The sequence below is a fragment of the Edwardsiella piscicida genome, assembly GCF_021733145.1.
GTDB lineage: Bacteria > Pseudomonadota > Gammaproteobacteria > Enterobacterales > Enterobacteriaceae > Edwardsiella > Edwardsiella piscicida.
In genome coordinates this window covers 687618-706130 of the sequence record NZ_CP090968.1, presented here as the reverse complement: position 1 = coordinate 706130, position 18513 = coordinate 687618, and the positions used below count along the sequence as shown (strand labels likewise).

General features: G+C 59.4%; 14 protein-coding genes. 2 read left to right on the top strand and 12 right to left on the bottom strand.

Features of this window, described 5'->3' with window-relative positions; translation table 11 throughout:
• Position 1: 1 nt before the first annotated feature.
• The 12 genes from mraY to leuO form a co-directional block, all read right to left on the bottom strand.
• Entirely contained in the window at positions 2-1084 is a 1083-nt protein-coding gene (gene mraY, locus L1P05_RS03155; protein WP_012847505.1) for a phospho-N-acetylmuramoyl-pentapeptide-transferase, read from the bottom strand.
• Complete coding sequence (gene murF / locus L1P05_RS03150) at positions 1078-2454, bottom strand: UDP-N-acetylmuramoyl-tripeptide--D-alanyl-D-alanine ligase (protein WP_012847504.1); 1377 nt, start codon at positions 2452-2454, stop codon at positions 1078-1080. The genes mraY and murF overlap by 7 nt, the downstream gene beginning before the upstream one ends.
• On the bottom strand, positions 2451-3938 hold the full coding sequence (murE, locus tag L1P05_RS03145; RefSeq protein ID WP_041692485.1) for a UDP-N-acetylmuramoyl-L-alanyl-D-glutamate--2,6-diaminopimelate ligase: 1488 nt from the start codon (positions 3936-3938) through the stop codon (positions 2451-2453). The genes murF and murE overlap by 4 nt, the downstream gene beginning before the upstream one ends.
• Positions 3925-5688, bottom strand: coding sequence for a peptidoglycan glycosyltransferase FtsI (locus L1P05_RS03140; RefSeq protein ID WP_012847502.1), 1764 nt, complete (start codon positions 5686-5688; stop codon positions 3925-3927). The genes murE and L1P05_RS03140 overlap by 14 nt, the downstream gene beginning before the upstream one ends.
• Positions 5689-5726: 38 nt before the next feature.
• Positions 5727-6047: a cell division protein FtsL gene (gene ftsL, locus L1P05_RS03135; protein ID WP_012847501.1), complete on the bottom strand. Its 321-nt coding sequence runs from the start codon at positions 6045-6047 to the stop codon at positions 5727-5729.
• Complete coding sequence (gene rsmH / locus L1P05_RS03130) at positions 6044-6985, bottom strand: 16S rRNA (cytosine(1402)-N(4))-methyltransferase RsmH (RefSeq protein WP_012847500.1); 942 nt, start codon at positions 6983-6985, stop codon at positions 6044-6046. Before rsmH ends, ftsL begins: the two co-directional genes overlap by 4 nt.
• A 2-nt stretch (positions 6986-6987) precedes the next feature.
• Entirely contained in the window at positions 6988-7446 is a 459-nt protein-coding gene (gene mraZ / locus L1P05_RS03125; protein ID WP_015460947.1) for a division/cell wall cluster transcriptional repressor MraZ, read from the bottom strand.
• A 974-nt stretch (positions 7447-8420) separates the two neighbouring features.
• Positions 8421-9425 (bottom strand): catabolite repressor/activator, encoded by a 1005-nt coding sequence (gene cra / locus L1P05_RS03120; RefSeq protein ID WP_012847498.1) that lies wholly within the window; start codon positions 9423-9425, stop codon positions 8421-8423.
• Between the two features lie 201 nt (positions 9426-9626).
• Complete coding sequence (gene ilvN, locus L1P05_RS03115) at positions 9627-10118, bottom strand: acetolactate synthase small subunit (protein WP_012847497.1); 492 nt, start codon at positions 10116-10118, stop codon at positions 9627-9629.
• A 2-nt stretch (positions 10119-10120) separates the two neighbouring features.
• Complete coding sequence (ilvI, locus tag L1P05_RS03110) at positions 10121-11839, bottom strand: acetolactate synthase 3 large subunit (RefSeq protein ID WP_012847496.1); 1719 nt, start codon at positions 11837-11839, stop codon at positions 10121-10123.
• Positions 11840-12163: 324 nt separating this feature from the next.
• Positions 12164-13966, bottom strand: coding sequence for an AMP-dependent synthetase/ligase (locus L1P05_RS03105; protein WP_012847495.1), 1803 nt, complete (start codon positions 13964-13966; stop codon positions 12164-12166).
• A 261-nt stretch (positions 13967-14227) separates the two neighbouring features.
• Positions 14228-15187 carry a transcriptional regulator LeuO gene (gene leuO, locus L1P05_RS03100; protein WP_015683230.1) on the bottom strand — a complete coding sequence of 320 codons (960 nt, stop codon included), beginning with the start codon at positions 15185-15187 and terminating at the stop codon, positions 14228-14230.
• A gap of 637 nt (positions 15188-15824) precedes the next feature.
• On the opposite strand from leuO, the gene leuA reads away from it, so the two are divergent.
• Positions 15825-17405 (top strand): 2-isopropylmalate synthase, encoded by a 1581-nt coding sequence (leuA, locus tag L1P05_RS03095; RefSeq protein ID WP_012847492.1) that lies wholly within the window; start codon positions 15825-15827, stop codon positions 17403-17405.
• 15 nt (positions 17406-17420) lie between these two features.
• A complete protein-coding gene (leuB, locus tag L1P05_RS03090; RefSeq protein ID WP_012847491.1) occupies positions 17421-18512 on the top strand; it encodes a 3-isopropylmalate dehydrogenase in 1092 nt (363 codons plus the stop codon).
• Position 18513 lies beyond the last annotated feature (1 nt).

Below are 18513 nucleotides of genomic sequence, written 5' to 3'. Positions count from 1 at the left end.
ATTAACGTACCTTCAAGGTTGCCAGTCCGATAAGCACCAGCATCAACGAAATGATCCAGAAGCGCACGATCACCCGCGGCTCCGGCCAGCCCTTCAGCTCGTAGTGGTGATGGATGGGCGCCATGCGGAAAATGCGCTGACCGCGCAGCTTAAAGCTCCCCACCTGCAGGATCACCGACAGGGTCTCCATCACGAACACACCGCCCATGATCACCAGCAGGAACTCCTGGCGCAGCAGCACGGCGATAGTGCCCAGCGCGCCGCCCAGCGCCAGGGAACCGACGTCGCCCATAAAGACCTGCGCCGGATAGGTGTTAAACCACAGAAATCCCAACCCGGCGCCGACGATCGCGGTACAGACGATCACCAGCTCACCGGCGTGACGAATGTAGGGGATATGCAGGTAGGCGGCGAAGTTGACGTTACCGGTCGCCCAGGCCACCAGGCCCATTCCCGCGGCCACAAACACCGTGGGCATAATCGCCAGGCCATCCAGGCCGTCCGTCAGGTTGACGGCGTTGCTGGTGCCGACGATCACGAAATAGCTCAGCAGGATGTACAGCAGCCCCAGCTGCGGCATGATGTCCTTAAAGAACGGAACCACCAGCTGGGTAGCTGGCGTATCCTTACCGATGCTGTACATGGTGAACGCCACCACCAGCGCGATCACGGACTGCCAGAAGTATTTCCAGCGGGCGATCAGCCCATCGGTATTCTTGCGTACCACCTTACGGTAGTCATCGACAAAGCCCACGACGCCGTAGCCCAGCAGCACGAACAGCACGCACCAGACATAGGGGTTGGAGGGATAGGCCCACATCAGAACCGAAATGGTAATCGATGTCAGGATCATCAGACCGCCCATGGTCGGCGTGCCGCGCTTGCTAAAGTGCGACTCCGGCCCATCATTACGCACTACCTGGCCAATCTGCAGCTTCTGCAGCCAGGCGATCAGGTGCGGCCCCATCCACAGGGAGATAAACAGGGCGGTCAGCAAGCTGACGATGGCGCGAAACGTCAGATAGGAGAAGACGTTAAAGCCAGAAAAGTATTTGACCAAATGTTCGGCCAGCCAGACTAACATGATTGATTCTCCTGCATTTCCTGCACAGATACGCCTCGTACTACCTGCTCCATTGCGGCACTACGTGAGCCTTTTACTAGAATGGTGATCGCCGCATGTTCGCATAACAGGTGTTTCAGGCGCTCAATCAGCGCTGTTTTATCCATGAAATGTTCGCCACAACCACTGGCCTCGCCGATCAGTCGGCTTAGTCCGCCGACGCTCAGCACCTTATCGATCCCCGCCGCGCGGGCCGCCTGGCCGACGCGGCGATGGCACGCCTCTGCCTCCGCGCCCAGCTCGGCCATGTCCCCGACCACCATCACCCGATAACCGGGCATATGGCCCAGCACCTCGGCGGCGGCGCTCATTGAGCCGACGTTGGCATTGTAGCTGTCATCCAGCAGCAGCTGGTGTTCACCCAGACGGATGGGAAACAGCCGTCCCGGTACCGCCTGTAGCCCGGCCAGCCCTTGCTGTACCTGCGTCAACGTGGCGCCAACCGACATGGTCAGCGCCGCGGCCGCCAGGGCATTGGCGATGTTATGGCGGCCTGGCAGCGGCAGCAGCACATCACACTGCCCCGCGGGGGTATGCAGGGTAAAGTGGGTTCCCGCCGCATCGCTGCGCACGGCGCTGGCGTAGAAGTCTACCCCCGCGCCCGCCTGCGGGGAAAAACGCCACACGCGCTGCTCTGTCAGCGCATGTTGCCAGTTTTCCCAATCGTTACTATCGGCGTTCACGATCGCCGTTCCCTGCGGCGGCAGACCGGCAAAAATCTCGCCTTTGGCCTGGGCGACCCCGGACAATGAGCCGAACCCTTCGAGGTGCGCCGCCGCCAGATTATTGACCAGCGCGCTGTGCGGACGCGTCAGCGCTACGCTGTAGGCGATTTCGCCGACGTGATTGGCACCCAGCTCGATCACCGCAAAGTCATGCTGCGGCTCAAGGCGCAGCAGGGTCAGCGGCACGCCGATGTCGTTATTCAAGTTACCGGCGGTGTACAGCACGTTGCCACACAGGCCGAGGATCGCCGCGCTCATCTCTTTTACCGAGGTTTTGCCCGACGATCCGGTCAGCGCCACCACCCGGGCTGGAACCTGACGACGCACCCATGCGCCCAGCTGTCCCAGCGCCAAACGGGTGTCCGCCACCAACAGCTGCGGGACATCCAGCGCCAGACGGCGGTTAACCAGCAGCGCGCCGGCGCCCCCTTCCCGCGCCTGGGCAGCAAAGTCATGTCCGTCAAAGTTGTCGCCCTGCAGCGCGACAAACAGGCACCCCGGCGTTAGCTTACGGGTATCGGTTGTCACCGCCGTCACGGGGCTGTCTGCGCCGATCAGCGTCGCGCCGATGGCGTCGGCGAGGGTCTGCAGCGTCGTGGCGATCATGCTACCACCCCCAGCAGACGGGCTACCGTCACCCGATCGGAGTAGTCCAGACGGCGGTTGCCGACCAGCTGATAATCCTCATGCCCCTTGCCGGCCACCAGGATCACATCCTGCGGCGCCGCCTGCATCACGGCGGCGGTCACCGCCTCGGCACGCCCGGGGATAGCCATCGCCAGTCCCGGATCCAGCATACCGCTGAGAATTTCGTTGATGATCGCCCGCGGCTCTTCACTGCGCGGGTTATCGTCTGTCACCACCACCCGATCGGCATACTGTTCGGCAATCGCCCCCATCAGCGGACGTTTGCCCGTGTCGCGATCCCCGCCGCAGCCGAACAGGCACCACAGCAGCCCCTGGCAGTGCAGACGCGCAGCCAGCAGCGCTTTCTCCAGCGCGTCTGGGGTATGGGCATAGTCGACCACCACCGTAGGCTTACCGGGCGCCTGGAAGACCTCCATTCGCCCACAGACCGGCTGCAGCTGGCCAGACGCGGCGCACAGCGCCGCCAACGGATAGCCGAGCGCCAGCAGCGTCGCCAGCGCCACTAACAGGTTACTGACGTTAAATTCGCCCATTAGGCGACTGTTCAGCGTGCCCGCCCCCCAGCAGGAGTCGAACGCGATCGTCGCGCCGCCGTCGTGATACGCCACAGAGCGCGCGGCCAACCAGCGCCCCGCCCAACCTGCGGGCAGCGCGCCGCTGACGGTCACCGCCACCGCATCCGGTAGCTTATCCAGCCAGCGTCGCCCCGTTTCATCGTCAGCGTTGATGATCTTCTCACCGCTGTGATGGGTCGAGAACAGGCGCCATTTCGCCTGGGCGTAGTGCTCCATATCACCATGATAATCCAGGTGATCGCGGCTCAGGTTGGTAAAGGCCGACGCGGCAAACGGCAGCGCCAGCACGCGATTTTGCACCAGACCGTGCGAAGAGACCTCCATCGCGACCAGGGTTGCGCCGTCATCGGCCAGCGTGCGCAGCATGTGCTGTACGTCGACGGCCGAGCCGGTGGTGTTTTCGCTGGGATAGACATGCCCCAGCAGGCCGTTGCCGACGGTGCCCATCACGGCGCCGGTTTCGCCCAGCAGCTGAGCCCACTGCGCCAGCAGCTGGGTGGTCGTCGTTTTACCGTTGGTCCCGGTCACGCCCACCAGACGCAGATCGGCGCCCGGCTGACCGTAGAAACGCCCCGCCAGCGCGGAAAGACGCTCGTTGAGATGGCTGAGATACACGACCGGCACGCCGTGCAGCTCGCGTACGCTGCCGTCCTCGGCCTCGCCCTCGGCCTCAGCGATAACGGCGGCGACGCCCTGCGCAATGGCCTGCGGAATAAAACGGCGTCCGTCCGCCGCGTGGCCAACGACGGCCACGAACAGATCGCCTGCAGCCGCCACGCGGCTGTCCAATGTCATGTCCCGCAAAGCGCGCTCCGGGGCCTGTGCAACCCAAGGAGCCAAAAGCGCGCGCAAATTACGATCTGCCACCTGAACCCTCTTTTTTATTGTTCACCAATTCGCTCTTATCACCCGTGGGCAACGCATCCGGCTCAACGTTCATGGTGCGCAGTACGCCGCCCATGATGGCGCCAAAGACCGGTGCAGATACCGCACCACCGTAATATTTCCCCGCCTGTGGATCGTTAATCACCACAACCAGGGCAAATCGGGGATTGCTGGCCGGTGCAATACCGGCCGTGTAGGCGATGTATTTATTCACATAGCGCCCGTCGGGCCCAACTTTCTTGGCCGTACCGGTCTTAACGGCGACCCGGTAACCTTTTACTGCCGCTTTGACACCGCCGCCTCCGGGCAGCGCCACGCTTTCCATCATGTGTACCACGCTACGCACCAGCGCGACGGGGAATACCCGCTCGCCGGGCACCGGCGGATCCACCTTGGTAATCGACAGCGGGCGATAAATCCCCATGCTGCCGATGGTTGCATAGACACGCGCTAACTGTAACGGCGTTACCATTAGCCCATATCCGAAAGAGAAGGTGGCCCTCTCAATGTCGGACCACCGTTGTTTTTTTGGGTATATGCCACTGCTTTCCCCGACCAGCCCCAAATTGGTCGGTTTTCCGAACCCGAAGCCGGAGTAAGTCTCCACCAGCGCCGAGGACGGCATCGCCAACGCCAGCTTGGAAACGCCGACGTTACTCGACTTCTGTAAAATACCGGTAATGGACAGCTCGGCGTAGCGCGCCACGTCCTTAATCTCATGCCCGTTGACATAGTAAGGCAGCGTATTCAGCACGCTGTTTTCCCGCACGATACCGCGCTGCAGGGCGGTCATCACCACCATGGGCTTCACGGTCGATCCCGGCTCAAAGATATCGGTGATAGCGCGGTTACGCATCGCTTCCTGAGGCGTATCGGTCAGGTTGTTCGGGTTATAGGAGGGGCTATTGGCCATCGCCAGCACTTCACCGGTGTTAACGTCCACTAACACCGCGGTGCCTGATTCGGCCTTGTTGAACGCCACCGCATTGGTAAGCTCGCGATATACCAACGCCTGCAGGCGCTCATCGATGCTCAGCGACAGGTTGTGGGCCGCCAGGCTATCGATCGAGGAGATATCCTCGATGACCCGCCCAAAGCGATCCTTGCGCACGGTACGCTCGCCGGGTTGCCCGGTCAGCCAGCGATCGAAACTCTTTTCAACCCCTTCGATCCCCTGACCGTCGATATTGGTCACGCCGATGATGTGAGCGGTCACTTGCCCCGCAGGGTAGTAGCGCCGCGATTCCTGCTTCAGGTAGATCCCCGGCAGACGAAGCTTGTGAATGTACTCGCCCATCGCCGGATTCACCTGACGGGCCAGATAGACAAAGCGCCCGCGCGGGTTGGCGTTAATCCGCGCGGCCATTTTATCCAGCGGGGTTTCCAGCGCATCGGCCAGCGCCTGCCAGCGCGTGTCCAGCGTGATGCCACCGTGCTCGTTCACCTCTTTCGGGTCGGCCCAGATGGCATTCACCGGCACGCTGACCGCCAGCGGACGCCCGGCGCGATCCTTGATCATGCCGCGCGCGGTCGGGATCGCTTGCGTACGCAGGGAGCGGGCATCCCCCTCGCGCACCAGGTGTTCAGGACTGATCACCTGCAGGTAAGCGGCGCGCGCCAGCAGCCCAAGCAGCGCCAATAGGATACAGCCGCACAGCAACGCAAAACGCCAGCTGACAAAGCTGGCCTGTTCTTCTTGACGCCGTATCTTCCCCGATCGCACTGCTTTCATTGATTCCTTGATTACCTGCTCGTCATCGGTCAGTTATCTTACTGTTGGACCACAATATTTTCCTGAGAGGGATCCACGTGCTGCATCTGTAGCTTTTCCGTCGCGATGCGCTCAACGCGGCTGTGATCGCCCAGCGCATTCTCCTCTAGGATCAGGTTGCGCCACTCGATATCCAGCGCATCCCGCTCCAGAACCAGCTGTTCGCGCTCTGCGGTCAGCAGGCGCGTTTTATGGGTCGTCGTCACCACCGACAGCGCGGAGAGCAGCACGGCGATAAACAGCAGCACCGGCAATTTACCATGACGCAGCAGATCGCCACCGATGATGGAAATCAGCGAGTGGCGCTCATTGCCAATCATCTCGAGATCCTTTCCGCCACCCGCAGCACCGAGCTACGCGCCCGCGGGTTATCGGCCACTTCGCGCTCACCCGGCATCCGTTTCCCCAGCGCCTTCAGCTGCGGACCGCCCTGCGCCTGCAGCTGCGCCTCTGTCAGCGGCAGCCCTTTGGGTACCTGCGGTCCACGGCTGTACTGGCGCATAAAGCGTTTAACCAGGCGATCCTCCAGTGAGTGGAAGCTGATCACCGACAGGCGCCCCTGGGGCGCCAGCGCAACCAGCGCGCCCTCCAGCGCCCGCTCAATCTCGTCCAGTTCGCTGTTGATGTAAATGCGAATGGCCTGAAAACTGCGCGTTGCCGGATGCTTATGTTTCTCTTTAAACGGGCTGGCTTCGCTAATCAGCGCCGCCAGCTCACGGGTACGGGTCAGCGGCTCCGTGCGGTTTCGCTCCACGATGGCGCGGGCGATACGCTTGGCGAAGCGCTCCTCACCGAAGGTCTTCAGCACCCAGGCGATATCCTCTTCTTCCGCCTGCATCAGCCACTGTGCCGCGGAGAGGCCGCGCGACGGATCCATCCGCATATCCAGCGGCCCATCGCGCATAAAGGAGAATCCCCGCTCGGGATCGTCGAGCTGGGGCGAGGAGACCCCCAGATCGAGCAGTATGCCGTCAATTCTGCCGCTCAGCCCCATCTCCTGCACGTAGTCTGCCAGCGCTGAAAACGGGCCGTGAACGATGGAGAAGCGCGGATCGTCAATCTGCGCAGCGGCGGCGATGGCCTGCGGATCGCGATCGATGGCAATAAGGCGTCCCTCCGCCCCCAGCTGGGAGAGAATGAGACGGGAATGACCACCGCGACCAAAGGTGCCATCAATGTAAATACCGTCACTGCGCAGATTAAGGCCTGCTACCGCCTCATCAAGCAACACGGTTTTGTGTTGAAAATTTTCCGACATGACTATAACGACAAATCCTGTAAGCGCTCGGAGAGGATCTCCGTTGCGGACTGTTCAGCCTCAATATCTTCCCTGACCTGTTGATACCAGGTCTCTTCATCCCACAGCTCAAACTTATTGAACTGGCCCACCAGCATCACTTGTTTGTGGAGTCCCGCATGCTGCCGCAGCGTTGCGGCAATCAGCAGGCGTCCGGCGCCGTCCATCTGACATTCGCTGGCGTGACCCAGCAGCAGACGCTGCACCCGACGCTCGGCAGGATTCATACTCGACAGACGGGATAATTTCTGTTCGATCACTTCCCACTGTGACAGAGGATAAAGCAGCAGACAGGGGTGATGGAGATCGATGGTGCATACCATGTGACCTTGCGCTTCCTCAATCAATAAGTCCCGGTAGCGGATAGGTACCGCCAGACGTCCCTTACTGTCGAGATTGATGGTTGTTGCGCCTCGAAACATGCTGGAGTGACTCCCTGATGCCCCATATCACCACTTTATCCCACAAATTCCCACGCTAAGAAGTTTACGGAGGGGAGGAAAACCTTGTCAAGCCAGAGCGGGCGCGGTTTGGCAATATTTTTATCAACGCGGGGTTTTAACAAAATAGGCAAGAAAATTCCGAGCACTAAAAACGGAAATTAACACCATGATAAATTAGAGGAAATTTAAATCCGTCATACCAAATAACAGAAAAAACTCCGACATAACCAAACGTTAAACTTTGCTCATTTTTTGCAATACAGCTCTCATTTTAACCAACGCGAACACAAATAAATCACCTGTAAACGGCTATAACAGCAGAACAATCTGACTAAAAACTCAGCGCAAGATAATTAAAAATTTTCACAAATTTCAATATGTTAATTTCTTATTATGGCTTGGCGATCTTATTGATGTACATTTTATCTTACTTTATACGGAATAATAATCGCTTTCTCGGTCAAATATTTTGCTGAATTTTTCAGGCCTCTTTTTCTCCGTTGATTAATAACATAACGTCGTGATATCGCCTTCGCTAGCGATACATTCCTCGTCTTGGCTTACACCGTTTTACTAAAAGCAGAATTTACCTAAAAAACGCATTAGCTCTACTTTTGAGCAAGAGTGCTACTTTTTAAGACTATTCCTGAAATATCCTGAAAAATAAGATAATCCTCGTTATCCGCACGGCGGCGCTTGGCGCTAAGAGGCGCGGATACCGGGCAAATCGCCTTAAGTTACCGCCAAATTCAACACCATAGAATAGCAGAAGCCAAGTGATATAGCCTATGATCGGCGAAAAATGCAGCAATAAAAACCACAACCAACATATAAAGCAGGTACTTTCACTACCAATGCAATGTTAAAACAATGCCTGATCCTTTACGCCAAGCCAGGCTACGCCACGTATCTAAAGATAAAAAAACCGGGTTTCCCCGGTTTTTTTATCTTGTTTACTGACGGTTTAGACGCCCGCGCTGCAGCAAAATTCGCCGCATCCGACTTAACCCCGGCTTCGGCTTTCTCGGCTCATCCAGGCTGGCCAATACCAGCTCTAGCACCCGTTCGGCAATATCGCGATGTCGCTGACCGACGGACAATACCGGACAGTCCAAGAAATCCAGCAGCTCGTTATCGCCAAAGGTCGCAATGGCCAGATCGCTCGGCAGGTGGCCGTGCTTTTTCAGCGTGACATCCAGCACCCCCTGCAGCAGGGGGAACGAGGTGGTAAACAGCGCCTGCGGCATCTCATTATGCTGCAACCACTGACTAAACGCCGCCCCTGCCGCCTCTCGCTCATAGCTGTTCGTATACAGATAGTTCACCGGGCGCTCGTCACCCTGCCACGCCTTGCGGAATCCCTGCTCGCGCAGGAAGCTGACGGAGAGCTCCGGCAGCGCCCCCAGATACAGGACCGACTGGGCTGGAAAACGCCGCAGTTCGGCGGCCAGCATCTCGGCATCATCCATATCGGCGCCGACCACGCTGATAAAGTGCTCCGGATCGAGCGCGCGATCCAGCGCGATAATCGGCAGCGGATCGTTGGCCCAGCGCTGATAAAAAGGGTGCTCCGGCGGCAGTGCCGTCGACACGATAATCGCATCGACCTGACGCTGCAGCAGATGCTCGATACAGCGCATCTCGTTGTCCGGCTGATCCTCAGAACAAGCGATCAGCAGCTGATAGCCGCGCTGGCGCGCCTGGCGCTCCAGATAGTTAGCGATGCGGGTATAGCTGGTATTCTCCAGATCCGGGATCACCAGGCCAATGGAGCGGGTTCGCCCCGCGCGCAGCCCGGCGGCTACCGCGTTGGGATGGTAGTTGTGCTCGCGCACGACGGCCATCACTTTCTCAACCGTCTTATCGCTGACGCGGTACTGCTTGGCTTTACCGTTGATCACATAGCTGGCGGTAGTCCGCGAGACACCTGCAAGACGCGCGATTTCATCCAGTTTCACATTCTCCCCCTTACAGGCAATCGCCTTACGGTGACAACCAATGCGTCGACCTGGCTGTCCAGGCTGTATTGTGCGATCTAAGCGCATAAACGGCGATGGAGCAACCGATTTAGCTGAAAGGCGTCAGCAAAAACGGAAAAATAAGAGGCCCGACACATAGCCAGGCCCCAGCGCGGTCACGCCGCCTATGCTCAACGTCGGTCAGCGCATGATTTTATCGCCGCGGGCCACGCCGACCACCCCCGAGCGGGCGACTTCAACAATTTCAGCAACCTCGCGAACCGCCGCCAAAAAGGCGTCCAGCTTATCGCTGGTACCGGCCAGCTGCACCGTATACAGCGACGCCGTCACATCGACGATCTGGCCACGGAAAATGTCGGTGCTGCGCTTGACCTCCTCCCGCCCGTAGCCGCTGGCGCGCAGCTTGACCAGCATGATCTCACGCTCCACATGCGCCCCCGGCACCAGCTCGCTGACGCGTAGGACATCCACCAGCTTGTGCAGCTGCTTCTCTATCTGCTCCAGCACCTTGGCATCGCCCTTGGTCTGGATCGTCATCCGCGATAGCGTGGCGTCCTCCGTCGGCGCCACCGTCAAACTTTCAATATTGTAACCACGCTGGGAAAACAGCCCGACGACCCGCGACAGCGCGCCGGATTCATTTTCCAGTAACACCGATAAAATCCGCCGCATGATCAGCTCCTCTGGGTTTTACTCAGCCACATTTCATTCATTGCCCCGCCGCGGATCTGCATCGGGTACACGTGCTCCGTCTCATCTACCGTCACGTCGACAAACACCAGCCGGTCACGGATGCTCAACGCCTCGCGCAGCTTCGTCTCCAGTTCATCGACGCTGCGAATCGCGATACCGACGTGACCGTACGCCTCGGCCAGCCGCACAAAATCCGGCAGGGACTGCATATAGGACTGAGAGTGACGCCCGGCATAGATAATGTCCTGCCACTGCTTCACCATGCCCAAAAACCGGTTGTTCAGATTGACCACTACGATGGGCAGATCGTACTGCAGCGCCGTCGACAGCTCCTGGATATTCATCTGAATGCTGCCGTCGCCGGTGATGCACAGCACCGTGGCCTGCGGCAGCGCCAGGCGTACGCCGAGCGCCGCCGGCAAGCCAAAGCCCATGGTGCCGAGCCCGCCGGAGTTGATCCAGCGGCGCGGTTGGTCGAAGCCGTAATACAGCGCGGCGAACATCTGATGCTGACCGACGTCGGAGGCCACATAGGCCTCGCCCGCCGTCAGGCGGTGCAGGGTTTCAATCACCTGCTGTGGCTTGATCCGCTGACCGTCGCTGACGTAGCGCAGACACTGGCGATCGCGCCAGACCTCAATACGCTGCCACCAGTCGCGCAGGCTATCGAAATCCTGCCGACAGTCGCCCTGCGCCAGCAGGGTGAGCAGCGCCCCCAAGACGTCGCCGGCGTCGCCGACGATGGGGACATCCGCCGTGACGGTCTTGGAGATCGAGCTGGGATCGATATCGATATGCACCACCGTCGCATCGGGGCAGTACTTGGCCAGATTGTTGGTGGTGCGATCGTCAAAGCGGACGCCGACGGCAAAAATGACATCGGCATGGTGCATCGCCAGATTGGCTTCGTAGGTGCCGTGCATCCCCAGCATCCCCAGGCTCTGCGGGTGTGACGCCGGAAAGGCGCCCAGCCCCATCAGCGAGGTGGTCACCGGCAGATTAAGCTGCTGCGCCAGCGCGCGCAGCGCCTCGTGGCAGCCGGCGCCGATCACCCCGCCCCCGGCATAGATCACCGGGCGCCGGGCGGCCAGCAGCACCTGCAGGCCACGTTTAATCTGCCCCCGGTGCCCCTGACAGGTCGGATTATAAGAGCGCATGCTCACCTGCTGCGGATAGGCGTAGGGGTATTTCTGCGCGGGGTTAAGGATATCCTTGGGCAGATCGACCACCACGGGGCCGGGACGCCCGCTGCTGGCCAGATAAAATGCCTTCTTCAGCACCGCGGGGATCTCTTCGCTCTGCTTCACCAGGAAGCTGTGCTTGACCACCGGACGGGAGATCCCCACCATGTCGCACTCCTGAAAGGCATCATTGCCAATCAGCGAGGTGGGGACCTGGCCCGACAGCACCACCAGCGGGACGGAGTCCATATAGGCCGTTGCGATACCGGTAATGGCGTTGGTCGCCCCCGGCCCGGAGGTCACCAGAACGACGCCCACCTGCCCGGTGGCCCGCGCATAGCCGTCGGCCATGTGCACCGCCCCCTGCTCATGACGAACCAGAATGTGCTCAATCCCCCCTACCGTATGCAGGGCGTCATAAATATCCAGCACGGTACCGCCCGGATAGCCAAAAAGGTGTTTGACGCCCTGATCGATCAGCGATCGCACCACCATCTCTGCGCCTGATAACATCTCCATAGCCTTTGTCTCCCTCATACGTGGCTCAACCAAGGCGGCGCCAGGGCCGCGCGGAACGGCAGGAGATCGTCCCGCCGTCTGGTTACATTAACGTCACTTTTCCTATGGAGCAAACCGCCGGCGAGGAGAGAAAAGCGCTGCGGTGGAGAGAAAACTGCGGCTGACAATATCCGGCGGATAAAAAACTGAAAGCTGGCCTAAGTATCGCCAGCTTATGATTGGAAGCAGGAAAAATTCAGAGGTTAATCATGAGCGCGGCGCCCGCGGGATCAGGCGCGCGCAGCGCGGTGCGTGAAACCACGGCGCTGCGCGACGACGTCGGCCCTAGCGATCCAGATACATGGACTCGATCTCCTGATGATAGCGGCTCAGGATAATCTTACGGCGCAGCTTCAGCGTCGGCGTCAGCTCGCCCAGCTCCATCGAAAACGCCTGCGGCAGCAGAGTAAACCGCTTGACCTGCTCAAACTTGGCCAGCTCCTTTTGCATCTCCATCAAACGCTGCTCAAACAGCGCAACGATATGGCTATGGCGCAGCAGATCCAGTCGATCGTGATACTTGAGGTTGATAGAGCGCGCATACTCCTCCAGCGAGTCGAAGCAGGGAACGATCAGCGCAGAAACAAACTTACGCGCATCGGCAATCACCGCCACCTGCTCGATAAAGCGATCGCGCGCCAGCGTCCCCTCCACCAGCTGAGGGGCAATGTACTTGCCGTTGGAGGTCTTCATCAGATCCTTCAGCCGCTCGGTAATAAACAGGTGGCCCTGCGCATCCAGCGCACCGGCGTCACCGGTCTTCAGCCAGCCGTCGGCGGTAAAGGTCTGCGCCGTCTCCTGCGGCTTATTGAAATAGCCGCGCATCACGATAGGCCCGCGCACCTGGATCTCATTCTCTTCACCGATGCGCACCTCGACCCCGGGCAACGGACGGCCAATAGACCCAAAGCGGAAGTCCTGCTCTTCCCAGCAGGAGACCGTCGCGCAGGTTTCCGTCATGCCATAGCCATACTTGATATTCAGTCCCAGCGCCTGGAAAAACAGGATCACATGGTCATCCAGCTTGGCACCAGCCGCCGGTAAAAAGCGCACCCGACCGCCTAAAATCGCGCGCAGCTTCGCCAGCACCAGCCGATCGGCCAAACGGTGCATCGCCGTCATCAAGCGCCCCTGGGGACGCGCCGCGCGTTCGCGTAAAAAGCGCTGCTCGCCGCACCACACCGCCCAGCGAAACAGCTGACGACGCAGCCACGGTGCCTGGGCGACCTTGGCCTGCACCGCGCTGAAAATCTTTTCATAAAAGCGAGGAACCGCACACATCATGGTGGGACGCACCGCCTGCATCGCCTCTCGCACCAGGTTTGTGTCGTGCAGATAGACGTTTTGCGCACCGCTGTGCATCACATAAAAGCTCCAGGCGCGCTCAAAAACATGAGAGAGCGGCAGGAAGCACAGAGAGACATCCTGCTCACCGACGTTCAGACGGGCATCGTGCAGATACAGCTGAGCGGCCAGACTCCGGTAGTCCAGCATCACCCCTTTCGGCTCACCGGTGGTGCCAGAGGTGTAGATGAGCGTAAACAGATCGTCGAGAGAGGCCGCGTCGATACGCTGCGCCAGCCGTGCGAGGCTGGCGCTATCGCCGCCAGGCGCGAACGCGTGCAGATGACAGGCGATCGCGCAGCCGCGCAGATCGATGCCATCCGACAGCGCAATGATACGGGTCAGCTGCGGACAGCACTCGCGCAGAGCCAACGCGGCGTCATACTGGGCCTGACCGTCGACAAACAGGATACGAACGCTGGCATCATTGAGAATATAGGCCGCCTGCGCCGCCGTATTGGTCGCATAGACCGGCACCGTAACCGCCCGCAGATGCAGGATCGCCAGATCGGCCAGCGACCAGGCCACCGAGTTATGGGCAAAGATGGCCACCCGCTCCTGTACCTCTACGCCCAGCGCCAGCAGCGCGCAGGCCAGCCGGGAGACCTGCTCCCCGACTTCGCGCCAGCGGTAAGCGACGTCCGCCGTCGGCGACCAGTCGCGCAGCGCTACGCGGTTGGGTGAATTGGCAATCTGTCCCTGAATACGAGCTACCAGATGATAATTATCTAACGCTTTGATCATTCGTCCATTCATCGCAAGAACGCGGTATCTGCCGCGACATTTGCCCACCCGTACACCCATTTTCAGCGTACAGCTGTGCACTGATTTTCGCGCGCAGTCTACCGTTTCCTGTGCATGAATCAACCGTTATTGAGGGTAAAAGTGTGCGCTACCGTAGATTTTCGCGATATTCTCGTTCGCCACCCCGATGAGCAGGCCGCCAAGCGGATGAAATAATCCACTGCATAATCAGAAAACGGCAGCGATAGCTGCCGCCTCGCCTTAACGCCCCTGCTGGGCAAACTCGCTCAGCAGCTTACGTAGCCATACGTGGGCGCTATCGCGCTCAGAAGCCCGATGCCAGTTGAAAAAACAGGTACGCTGACTCTCCAGATCCAGCAGCGTCACGGCTCGCAGCTGCAGGTAGTCGGCATATTGCTCCACCATCCAGCGCGGCGCGATGGCGACCATCTCGGTTTTCGACACCATGCTTAATACGCTGCTTAAGTCCGTTCCCTGATAGGCTATTTGGCGGATCAGATCCGAGTGGGAATAAAAAAAGCGGCTGACGCTGGAGAACTGATTAATACTGACCACCGCATGGGACTCCAGCAATAGTCCGCGCAGTGAACACGTCTCGCCGATACGCGGATGCTGTCCCGCGACCGCCAGAACAAACTCATCGTCAAACAGCGCTTCGCAACAAAACTCATCGCCGCTGAGATCTTGATAGTCGATGAGAAAATCGCTCTCCTGATAGCGCAATTTCCGCGTTATCTGTTCATTGACCAGCGAGTCGAAGCTCACCTGAACATGCAGCGCATACGACTTTATCCGCTGCAGCAGCTTCGCCGTCAGCAATATATCCAGCGGGCTGGTAATCGCAATATTAAACACGCGCTCGCTGCTTTCCGGTTTAAAGCGGGCGCCGGGCAGCTCATTGCGCACAATCTGCAGCGCCTGGCGTACCGGCCCAAACAGCTGATAGGCGCGATTGGTCGGGCGAATACCGCGCCCATAGCGCATAAACAGCTCGTCGTTAAACATCAGCTTTAAACGCGCCACCGCATTGCTCACCGCCGGCTGCGTCATATTCAGCGAACGCGCCGCGCGGGTAATACTCTGCACCTGCATGACGGCATCAAAGACCGTCAGCAGGTTAAGATCGACGTTACGCAGGCTATTTTCCGCGCTGCTTTGGGGCTCCGCCGGTATCATCGGATGTTCATGCCGCTCTGTCATTATAACCTCCCTGCGTGTTTAGCCTGATCCTGTCAGCGTTGACAGTCGGTAAATACATTCTCTGAAATCATCAAAAGTAAAACTTCATTATATGAATTTATAAATATAAACTTGTAACATAAAAGAAATAGCCATAATGCCTCATAATAAAAATATTTTACAGGTTAATAATGTAGCTGTACTTAATTTTTAAAGAAGTTTAATTAAATAATTAAGGGCAATAAGATGATATGCTTCCATTATTTTTAAATATTCTCATCAATGCATACCCCTTTATGAGTACACAATTGCATATGGCGATGGATAATTCCAACTTTGACACATTATTCAATATATACTTCCAAATTGCGGCGACGGGTATTACCACACCGCGCGTCATTACCTGTTGACAAGCTAAAGGCTATCCAGTATCACTTTATAACCAACGGTGATTATATGACGGATACTTCCATGATGTTCATGCGCCAGAACCTACTACTTATTATTCTCGCAGAGGCACTGCGCGGATGGCGTGTGGGCGGAGGTTACCGCTAGAATTCACCCACAGACTCCACAAGCCCGCGCAATAGCGCGGGCTTTTTTTTAGCAAAATACCGCGCAGCGCATCACACAGGGAACGACGCCGAGGAACGGAACGATGAGCCAACAGGTAATTATTTTCGATACGACGCTGCGCGACGGGGAGCAGGCCCTGCAGGCCAGCCTGAGCGTGAAGGAAAAACTGCAGATCGCCCTGGCGCTGGAGCGCATGGGCGTCGATGTAATGGAGGTGGGATTCCCTATCTCCTCCCCCGGCGACTTCGCCTCGGTGCGCGCCATCGCCCAACGGGTGAAACAGAGCCGAGTGTGTGCACTGGCCCGCTGTGTCGATGCCGATATCGACGCCGCGGCCGAGGCGCTGCGCGCGGCCGACGCCTTCCGCATTCACACCTTTCTGGCCACCTCTACGCTGCATCTGGAGTCCAAGCTGCGCCGCTCATTCGATGACGCTATCGCGATGGCCCGGCACGCGATTCTGCGCGCCCGTCGCTATACCGACGACGTCGAGTTCTCCTGCGAGGACGCCGGGCGCACCCCCATCGATAATCTGTGTCGCATCGTCGAAGCCGCCATCGACGCCGGCGCCAAGACCGTCAACATCCCGGATACGGTGGGCTATACCACCCCTTATCAGTTCGGCGGCATTATCCACACCCTGTTTGAGCGGGTACCCAATATCGACCAGGCCGTTATCTCCGTACACTGCCACGATGACCTGGGCATGGCCTGCGCCAACTCAATCAGCGCCGTCCAGGCTGGCGCCCGTCAGGTGGAGGGAACCCTGAACGGCATCGGCGAACGCGCCGGTAACTGTGCGCTGGAGGAGGTGATCATGGCAATCCGTACCCGGCAGGATCTGCTGCAGGTGCACACCGGCATTCGCCACCAGGAGATCTACCGCACCAGCCAGTTGGTCAGCCAGCTGTGCAATATGCCGATACCGGCCAATAAGGCGGTGGTCGGCGCCAATGCCTTTGCCCACTCGTCGGGGATTCACCAGGATGGCGTGCTGAAAAACCGCGAAAACTACGAAATCATGACGCCGGAGTCCATCGGCCTGCCGCAGACCCAGCTGAACCTGACCTCCCGCTCCGGGCGCGCCGCGGTGAAACACCGCATGGAGGAGATGGGCTACCGCGAGGGCAACGACTTTGATCTGGAGCGTCTGTACCAGGCCTTTTTACGCCTGGCAGATAAAAAAGGTCAGGTGTTTGACTACGACCTGGAGGCGCTGGCCTTTATCGATCGCCAGCAGGAAGAGGCGGACCATTTCCGTCTGGAGTACTTCAGCGTGCAGTCCGGCAGCAGCGTCATGGCCACCGCCTCCGTGCGGCTGATCTGCGGGGCTGAAACCCGCGCCGAGGCTGCGACCGGCAACGGCCCGGTCGACGCGGTCTATCAGGCCATCAACCGCATCACCGACATTTCGGTCGATATCGTGAAGTATCAGCTGTCGGCCAAAGGCCAGGGGCGCGATGCCCTGGGTCAGGTGGATATCGTCGCCGAGCACCAGGGCCGGCGTTTTCACGGCGTCGGGCTGACGACCGATATCGTCGAATCCTCCGCCCAGGCGCTGATCCATGTGCTGAACCATATCTGGCGCGCCCGTCAGGTCGAGCAGGAGCGCCAGCGGCTGCACTCGCCCGCCCCGTCAATCTCAACTTCGTCTACCCATTAAGGAAGCCCTGTTACGATGAGCCATTCCCATCACATTGCCGTACTGCCCGGCGACGGCATCGGCCCGGAAATCATGGCGCAGGCCAATAAGGTCATGGACGCCGTTCGCAGCCGCTTTGGGCTGCGTATCACCACCAGCGAATACGACATCGGCGGCATCGCCATCGATCGCCACGGCACCCCGCTGCCGGAGGCGACCCTGCGCGGCTGCGAGCAGGCCGACGCGATTCTGTTCGGCTCCGTCGGCGGGCCGCGCTGGGAGCACCTGCCGCCGGCCAGCCAACCGGAGCGGGGTGCCCTGCTGCCGCTGCGTAAACACTTTAAGCTGTTCAGCAACCTGCGGCCGGCGCGCCTCTACCCGGGGCTGGAGTCCCTGTGCCCACTGCGCGCCGATATCGCCGCCCGCGGCTTCGACATTCTGTGCGTTCGCGAACTGACCGGCGGCATCTACTTCGGCCAGCCCAAAGGACGCGAGGGACAGGGCATGCATCAGCGCGCCTTCGACACCGAAGTCTACTACCGCTTTGAGATCGAGCGCATTGCCCGCCTGGCCTTCGAGGCGGCAGCCTCTCGCCGCGCGCGGGTGACCTCCATCGACAAGGCCAACGTATTGCAAAGTTCGCTGCTGTGGCGCGAGGTGGTCAACGAAATAGCGCAAGACTACCCCCAGGTGGCGCTGAACCATATGTATATCGACAACGCCACCATGCAGCTGATCAAGGATCCGGCGCAGTTTGATGTGCTGCTGTGCAGCAACCTCTTCGGCGATATTCTCTCCGACGAGTGCGCCATGCTGACCGGCTCCATGGGGATGCTGCCCTCCGCCAGCCTGAATGAACACGGCTTTGGCCTGTATGAACCGGCGGGCGGCTCCGCGCCGGACATCGCTGGGCAGAATCTGGCCAACCCGATAGCCCAGATCCTGTCGCTGGCGCTGCTGCTGCGCCACAGCCTGTCCGCCGAGGCGGCCGCCGCGGCGATTGAGCGCGCCGTCAACCAGGCGCTGACCCAAGGCGTTAAGACCGCGGATTTGGCCGCCGACGCGCAGGCGGTCTCCACCGACGAAATGGGTGATGCCATCGCCCGACTGATTACACAGGAGGCCTAAG

Bases quoted from the DNA above. Each gene is read 5' to 3' on its own strand.
- leuA (WP_012847492.1), top strand. From the start codon at position 15,825: ATGAGCCAACAGGTAATTATTTTCGATACGACGCTGCGCGACGGGGAG.
- ilvN (WP_012847497.1), bottom strand. From the start codon at position 10,118: ATGCGGCGGATTTTATCGGTGTTACTGGAAAATGAATCCGGCGCGCTG.
- L1P05_RS03140 (WP_012847502.1), bottom strand. From the start codon at position 5,688: ATGAAAGCAGTGCGATCGGGGAAGATACGGCGTCAAGAAGAACAGGCC.
- leuB (WP_012847491.1), top strand. From the start codon at position 17,421: ATGAGCCATTCCCATCACATTGCCGTACTGCCCGGCGACGGCATCGGC.
- leuO (WP_015683230.1), bottom strand. From the start codon at position 15,187: ATGACAGAGCGGCATGAACATCCGATGATACCGGCGGAGCCCCAAAGC.
- mraZ (WP_015460947.1), bottom strand. From the start codon at position 7,446: ATGTTTCGAGGCGCAACAACCATCAATCTCGACAGTAAGGGACGTCTG.
- mraY (WP_012847505.1), bottom strand. From the start codon at position 1,084: ATGTTAGTCTGGCTGGCCGAACATTTGGTCAAATACTTTTCTGGCTTT.
- L1P05_RS03105 (WP_012847495.1), bottom strand. From the start codon at position 13,966: ATGATCAAAGCGTTAGATAATTATCATCTGGTAGCTCGTATTCAGGGA.
- ilvI (WP_012847496.1), bottom strand. From the start codon at position 11,839: ATGGAGATGTTATCAGGCGCAGAGATGGTGGTGCGATCGCTGATCGAT.
- ftsL (WP_012847501.1), bottom strand. From the start codon at position 6,047: ATGATTGGCAATGAGCGCCACTCGCTGATTTCCATCATCGGTGGCGAT.
- rsmH (WP_012847500.1), bottom strand. From the start codon at position 6,985: ATGTCGGAAAATTTTCAACACAAAACCGTGTTGCTTGATGAGGCGGTA.
- murF (WP_012847504.1), bottom strand. From the start codon at position 2,454: ATGATCGCCACGACGCTGCAGACCCTCGCCGACGCCATCGGCGCGACG.